Origin of the sequence: Nocardioides bruguierae (genome assembly GCF_023656415.1) — a bacterium.
In the GTDB taxonomy this organism is placed as follows: domain Bacteria; phylum Actinomycetota; class Actinomycetes; order Propionibacteriales; family Nocardioidaceae; genus Nocardioides; species Nocardioides bruguierae.
On sequence record NZ_JAMOIL010000058.1, the window covers coordinates 1 to 5,928 of the forward strand.

Here is a 5,928-nt window from a genome sequence, read left to right on the forward strand (position 1 = left end):
TGGACACGGCGGTAGCCGTAGGTACCGCGGGAAGCCACGTGGACCTCGCGGATCAGTCCGGTCAGCCACTGGCGCCGCAGCTGAGTGGCCGACAAGGGACGGCGCTTGTAGCGGTAGTAGCCCTGCCGAGACACACCAAGGACCCGGCATGCGACGTCGACGGGCATCCCGGCATCGGCCAGACGGTCGATCACCGGGTGGACCCTTTTGGGTGGGGCTTGTCCTGGTCCAGGAACTTCGCGGCCTGCCGGACGATCGCCAACTCGGTCTCGAGTTCCCTGATTCGCTTGCGTGCTGCGCGGAGGTCGGCGGATTCGCCGGTACTGATGCCCGGACGCTCGCCCCGGTCGATCTGATCCTGGCGCACCCATGCGTGGAGACAGCCGGCGCTGATGCCGAGCTCGTAGGCGGTCTGCTTGACCTGCTTGCCCGAGCGGACCAGCGCGACGGCGCGGGCACGAAACTCGGGCGGATAGGGACGGGGCACTCTCAGAGCCTTTCAGTCAGGCCCGAGACTCATCACCTGATCTGGAAACCAACCCGTAGGGCAGGTCAAGATGTCACCGATCCGTGCAGCAGACCCAATCCACCGGAGCCACCTCAGCGACGATCAAGGCTCAGCCACACCCGACCCTCCCGGGCCACCCAAGAACTTACGGATCAGGGCTCAGGCCAGCCACCACAAACACTTACAGGCGATTCACTACTTTTGCTTTTTCCAAAATACGAAAGACGTCACGCACATAGGCAATAACAGTATTGCGGGGGACAAAATAGCCGCCAGTTCTAAAGAGCACTTTCCGGCCGCCACTGCTCCCAGCAAGAGCACAACGACGGTGACGGAAATCGCTGCACCACCGATCAAAGCTCTTGAGTAATTAGTCAAAGTAGCCACCGATCGAAATGCCTGCGCAAGCGAGGTACCCGCCGGCCGCATATTCACCACCTACGACTGGAGTAGCCACGAAACTAAGCCCGATGCCTACGGCCGTAAACCCAGCACCACACGCTAGACCTCCTACAAGGTCGCCAAGTTCGTCATCGAATTCCCGGCCTGTCCGGTCGACGTTGAGCGGCCCCGAGTTTCTGGTCCAGCACCTGTTTGAGTTGCGGGACGCCGCTACCCGGGTTCGGCACCCCGGCCAGGTGATCGCGACTGGTCCACGCGCGGTGGTGGTAGGACCTCTCATCGGCTACCACCACCTTGGTCGTACTTCGTCGCTTCCTTGAGCATCTTGGCGTACGCCGCGGGTGTCTGTCCGCCCAAGCTGCGATGAGCTCGCATGGTGTTGTACTTCTCGGTCCAGGCGTCGACGACGAACTGGACCTCGAGGATCGAGTGATAGACCTCGTGGCCGAACAACTCGCGCTCCATGGTGCCGTTGAATCGCTCGTTGATGCCGTTCTGCCACGGGCTCGCCTTGGCGATGAACACACCACGAACTTCCTGCTCTCCGAGCCAGTCCAGCAGGGAGTCTGCGATGAACTCCCGGCGTTGTCGGCTCTGATCAACCTCGGCTTACCGTGCACCGCGAACAGTCGCCCCAAGTGGGCCCGGACCCCCTTGGCGCCGATCCCTCGGGCCACATGAGAGCCGAGCCCGAGTCTGGTGAACTCGTCGATCACGTTGAGCACCCGCACCGGGCGACCGTCGCTGGTGCGCCGCTTGATGAAGTCGTAGGACCACACGTGATTTCGATACCGAGCCGGTAGCCGGCGAATGCTGTTGGAGTCATCGCCACGTGCCTTCTGACCTGAGGTTTTGGGCTTGCGTGGGGGCACTTGCAGCCCCTCGCGGCGCCACAAACGCTCCATCCGCTTCTTGTTGACCGGCCAGCCCTCGGCGATCAGCAGCCCGTGGATCATCCGGTAGCCCCACTTCGGATGCTCACCAGCCAGCGCATGCATCCTCTCGACCAACTTCACCTCCAAGTCCGTGGACCTTGGCTCGTAGCGATTCGAGGACCGGTGCTGCCCGACCAGCCGGCAAGCACGGCGTTCGCTGACCTTGTGCTTGCGAGTCAGCATCGCGACCGCGTCGCGCCGACGAGCCGGGCTCAGAAGTTTCCCTTGGCCACGTCCTTGAGCATCGAGATGTCCAAGGCCTGTTCGGCAACGATCCTCTTCAGACGGGCATTCTCCTGCTCCAACGTCTTGAGTCGAATCGCCTCGTCCTCCTTCAACGCCCCGTACTTGGTCCGCCAGCGGTAGAACGTCTGCTCGGAGACCCCGAGCTTCTTGCACACCTGCGAAACCGACGCCCCCTGCCCCTGAAGCTTCTCCGCATCCCGCAACCTCGCCACGATCTGCTCCGGACTCAACCTCTTCGCTGCAGCCATCAGACACTCACACCGGCCCTCTCACATGTCGATGAATTCTCACAAGAACCGGACCGAAAATCGGGGGGCCACACAAGAGCAATTCGGCAACCACACGCCCGGCCGCGGCTCCATGCGGTGGCTACGCTCGAACCGTGTCCACCTGGAGCGTCGCGGAGTGCCGAGCCCTCGCCGAGGAGCTGCTCGGCGACGCCGGTGACCGCTGGCTGCACGTACAGGGCGTGGCACGGCGAGCCGTCGACCTTGGTGCCTCGGAACCCGTCGTCGGCGCCGCCTGGCTGCACGACATCGGCTACGGCGTGCCGAACGCCGCCACCGGCATGCACGCGATCGACGGCGCATGCTACCTGGACCTGCACGGCGCTCCTCGCGAGGTTGTTGCCCTCGTGGCCCACCACAGCGGCGCCTGGGTCGAAGCGGAAGAACGTGGGCTGACCGGGCGGCTGCTCGCCTTCGACGTGCCAGAGCAAGCCCTGCTCGATCAGCTCACCTGTGCCGACATGACGACCGGACCTCAGGGGGTATCCGTTGACGTCGACACCCGAGTGCGCGAGATCCTTGATCGGTACGAGCCCCAACATCCCGTGGCTCGAGCAGTCGAACGGTCGCAAGGCGCCCTCCGGGCAGCCTGCGCGCGGGCGATTGGCGTCAGAGTCGTCTGACGACGCTGTTGGTAGTGGACCGCGACCCGGGAAGCCCACTCTTCGCATCCCGGGCCGCGGTCACTAGGCCGGCTCGCCGACCCCCCTGTTGATCCTCGGCAACGGACCGGCGTCGTCCACCATGCGCTCACAGCCATTCCATTGCCAGCGCAACGGGTAGCGGGTTGGACCATCGTCTAGGATGGCTGTGCAGCCCGCGCGGTGAACGGACCCGAGACCGGTCACCGCGCGGGTTGCTCGCGTGCACGGCCTCCCCCATCGCGCCGGCACGCCGCGTGGCCTGGCCCGGGTCGCCTGTCCCCGGCCCCGGCGCTGGGCCACGCGCGCACCTCGCTGGGGACTATTCATCAGCCACGGAACAGTCGTAGTCTCAGCGGCCTCGGGTATCCCATGGTGCCGAGGGGCCGTGGCCCGGCTTCCCAGCGTTTCTCCCCGTGTGACGCGGAGGCCGGGCTCCCCGCTCACGGCCGACCGCTCAGGCCGTGACCTCGCAAGCGGTGCCGTCCTTGTCGGCGTCGCTCTCGGTGTTCGCCCGGTAGACCTTGAGCCGGACCGCGGGCCTGTAGTGCCCGGATCGCACCTGCCGCTTCGACTTGGCAACGCCGTACTTGTAGACCTTGTGCATCGCGTCGCAGTTCGCGAAGTCCGTCGCCGCCTGGGCCGGCGCCGCAACTGCGGTCAGCGAGCCGACCATGAGCGCCGCGACCGCTGCCGAGCCGATGAAGTGTCGGGCCATCCAAGTGCCCCTTCCGTGAGGTGAATCCTTACCGGCGGAAGGTAAGCCCACCGTCGCTGTCGCCGCAGGCGAATCTAGCTCGCGGGTCCGAGCGAACTCCACAGGATCGGTCATCGGGTCCTCCGGCAGCGGGTCTGCTGGAGCGATGCCGAAGGGATCGGCTACTGCCAGTGGGCACAGTTCCCGCCAAGGATCGGCTGTGGCACGCGTCCCGCTCGCCACGCGTCCCGATCGGGCTGTGAAACCAGCCGTCTCGCGGCGTGAGCGTACGGTTCCACCGACTACATGAGTAGGTCGTCGACGTTCTGCACGACAGCGTCGTACGCCCCATCAACGTCCGAGAACTCGGGGCAGAGGCTGTCCCCCTCGCCGTCGGCGACCCACACGACGTCTGCCCAGCCCCCGGGCCTTTGAGCTCACTCCGTCGCAGTGTTCCGCAAGCGGAACGTTTGCCGGTACGCCGGAACACGGCATGTGCTGGCGCTCTCTGCAACCATCTAGCGGTGGACGCAGGGATGAACCGTGATAGGGCTGAACGCCTCGCGAGACTGGTCCGCGCCACTACCCGATTCGATGTCGAAGTCATTGACCATGGCGGCTGCTTTGCCGTTGCGGTTGTCCGGGCAACGGCGACAGGGCGCGACACATGGACGCTCTACGACGAGGCTGATTGGCAAGCGTGGCAGGGCCGTATAGAACTGGCGAGCGCCATCGAGGCCGTCCTGTGGGCAAGTGCGAGTGACCTACACGCCTCGTCAATCGATTCTGTGAGCAGGACCCCCGAGACCGTCCGATCGTTGCTCGGTGCGGGCGAGGAGAGCTTGGCGTACGAGACCCTGTGCGACAACCTCCACGAGGACGACATAGCGGTGCCGCGTCCTTTGCTGGTCGACCTCAGGGACTCGGCGCAGAATGTCGGGGTCGACCCTGGACGGGTCGACGCACTCATGGAGTAGACGCACGCTCATGGCTGATCCGCGAGCGGAACGTGGCATGTCCGTGCGCTCAGGTCGTGCCTCGCTCGTGTCGCGGGTAGACCCACTCCTCGCCCGGCGGCCGGTCGAGGGAGGCGTGCTCGATGCGACCGTCCCGCTCGCCGATCCCGTACCGGGTCGCTCCGCGAGCCCATGGGCTCGCGGCGATCCATGACCTCCGGCGCCAGGCCCCAAGCGGACCCACAGTGTGACCCGATGGGCGCTAACCGAGGGCAGTCGCCGTCAGCGATGCTCGGACCGTCTCGAGCTGGCGCGGACGGCAAGGACCGGCGGGGGCGCGGGGCATAGCATCGTCATCGTGACGATCGACGCGATTCCTGACCGGCACGACCCGGTGTTGCGGCCCATCCAGGTCTCCGACGTTGATCGGATCCACGAGTGGGCGTCTCGTGAGGAGGCCTGCCGGTTCCAGGCCTGGGGGCCGAACACGCCCGAGGAGACCGCGGCGTTCGTCACGGAGGCAGCAGCCACCTGGGTCCACCCTGTGGGGTCACGCGTGGTCTATGCCGCCGAGACTCTGGCCGACGGCGTGGTGGGGGTGGGTGAGATCACCCGGTGCGGCTCCTCCTGCCGCGAGATCGCCTACGCCGTGCACGTCGACCTGTGGGGTCGCGGGCTGGGAACGCAGGTGGCGCGGCTACTGGTGAGCGCGGCGTTCGCCGATCCCTCCGTGGAGCGGGTGCAGGCGACCTGCGACCCGCGCAACCACGCCTCGGCAGCCGTCTTGAGGCACGCCGGGCTGATCGTCGAGGGCACGATCCGACACTCGCTGCGCTTGCGCGACGGATGGCGGGACTCGCTGATGCACTCGATCCTGCGAGACGAGTGGGACAGCCGGTCCGCCGAGCCCGTGGGCCGTTAGCCCCACACCGGCCGGCCCAGACACCCCGCACGTGGCATCGTGCCAGCCACGGACGCGGCGTTCCCGAAGCCCGACGCCGGCGACCGCGGGATGCTCACCGTCTGATCGGACTGGCAGCGCGGCGCGGTGGCCCGCACAGTTCGCGGCTTTTCATACATCCACGCCTACCCCAGCATCATCGCCACCTCACTCACTACGACCGCGGCCGGCATGATCTCGCACCTGCGCTGGCCCGAACGGGGATGGGCTCGCGGAGCGACCCGGTGCGGGATGGGCTCGCGGAGCGACCCGGTGCGGGATGGGCTCGCGGAGCGACCCGGTGCGGGATGGGCTC

The 5,928-nt window shown here is 66.4% G+C and carries 6 protein-coding genes and 2 pseudogenes; 3 read left to right on the plus strand and 5 right to left on the minus strand.

Features of this window, described 5'->3' with window-relative positions; all coding sequences use genetic code 11:
• From M8330_RS21505 to M8330_RS21515, 4 genes and pseudogenes are all read right to left on the minus strand, one after another.
• A pseudogene (locus M8330_RS21505) lies at nucleotides 1-487 on the minus strand (transposase); the annotation flags it as partial.
• A gap of 699 nt (nucleotides 488-1,186) precedes the next feature.
• A complete protein-coding gene (locus M8330_RS21510) occupies nucleotides 1,187-1,435 on the minus strand; it encodes an integrase core domain-containing protein (protein WP_250829023.1) in 249 nt (82 codons plus the stop codon).
• A 338-nt stretch (nucleotides 1,436-1,773) separates the two neighbouring features.
• A pseudogene (locus M8330_RS22820) lies at nucleotides 1,774-2,028 on the minus strand (IS3 family transposase); the annotation flags it as partial.
• 29 nt (nucleotides 2,029-2,057) lie between these two features.
• On the minus strand, nucleotides 2,058-2,339 hold the full coding sequence (locus tag M8330_RS21515) for a transposase (RefSeq protein WP_250829024.1): 282 nt from the start codon (nucleotides 2,337-2,339) through the stop codon (nucleotides 2,058-2,060).
• A 134-nt stretch (nucleotides 2,340-2,473) separates the two neighbouring features.
• On the opposite strand from M8330_RS21515, the gene M8330_RS21520 reads away from it, so the two are divergent.
• Nucleotides 2,474-3,001, plus strand: a complete 528-nt coding sequence (locus M8330_RS21520) for an HD domain-containing protein (protein WP_250829025.1) — start codon at nucleotides 2,474-2,476, stop codon at nucleotides 2,999-3,001.
• Between the two features lie 475 nt (nucleotides 3,002-3,476).
• Here the strand turns inward: M8330_RS21520 and M8330_RS21525 are convergent, their stop codons facing one another.
• Entirely contained in the window at nucleotides 3,477-3,737 is a 261-nt protein-coding gene (locus M8330_RS21525; protein WP_250829026.1) for an excalibur calcium-binding domain-containing protein, read from the minus strand.
• 503 nt (nucleotides 3,738-4,240) lie between these two features.
• On the opposite strand from M8330_RS21525, the gene M8330_RS21530 reads away from it, so the two are divergent.
• Nucleotides 4,241-4,693 carry a hypothetical protein gene (locus tag M8330_RS21530; RefSeq protein WP_250829027.1) on the plus strand — a complete coding sequence of 151 codons (453 nt, stop codon included), beginning with the start codon at nucleotides 4,241-4,243 and terminating at the stop codon, nucleotides 4,691-4,693.
• Between the two features lie 337 nt (nucleotides 4,694-5,030).
• Entirely contained in the window at nucleotides 5,031-5,594 is a 564-nt protein-coding gene (locus tag M8330_RS21535; protein ID WP_250829028.1) for a GNAT family N-acetyltransferase, read from the plus strand.
• The last annotated feature ends 334 nt before the right edge of the window (nucleotides 5,595-5,928 follow it).